1 protein-coding gene is annotated in these 640 nt (G+C 39.4%); it reads left to right on the forward strand.

What is annotated here, in order from left to right; genetic code table 11:
• A partial coding sequence (locus GJU43_RS22735) for a transposase (RefSeq protein ID WP_195760025.1) occupies window positions 1–201 on the forward strand: 201 nt, incomplete at its 5' end.
• Between the last annotated feature and the right edge of the window lie 439 nt (window positions 202–640).

The following is a 640-nucleotide window of genomic DNA, read 5'->3' on the forward strand; positions in this document are numbered from 1 at the left end:
CAATCCGGGTTTAAGTCTTTCGGCACAATCTCTCGTACAATTATGAATCATTATCAAACCATATTAAACTATTTTGAGAACAGAAGCACTAATGCCTCTGCAGAATCATTCAATGCTAAAATAAAAGCATTCAGATCAAAATTCAGAGGTGTTAGGAATATAGAATACTTCCTTTTTAGACTAACTAATATTTATGCTTAATTTTTGTTACTCCACAGGTTTTCGTGTTGATCCTTTACTTTTTGCATATCCTTAAATCACTGCACCTGAGCAGATCAAAAAAACTACTGCATAATTTAACAGAATCCCTTGATAGCAGATGATCACGTCTTATTTTTGGGCGTTTCCCTCTGGGCCGGGCTCTGCGCTAAATCTTTTGCAGGATTGGTTCAGGATGGCTTCGCCAGGGGTTTAGGTTCCCCGCAAAAGGATACCGCTGCGATCCCTAACGCACTAAGGTTAAATACAAATTCCAATACCAATAAGCTATCGGCACAAACTCCAAATTCCAATGCTTCGCGCATAGCCCTTGCGTACCTTGCGATTTAACGTCATTTTAAAGCCCTTTCGCGCACTTTGCGGTTAAAACTGACAAAAGCCTTAAAACAAAAAACCCCGTTTCGTTAGAAACAGGGTTTTA

Origin of the sequence: Flavobacterium sp. LC2016-23, from assembly GCF_009674775.1 — a bacterium.
Lineage (GTDB): Bacteria > Bacteroidota > Bacteroidia > Flavobacteriales > Flavobacteriaceae > Flavobacterium.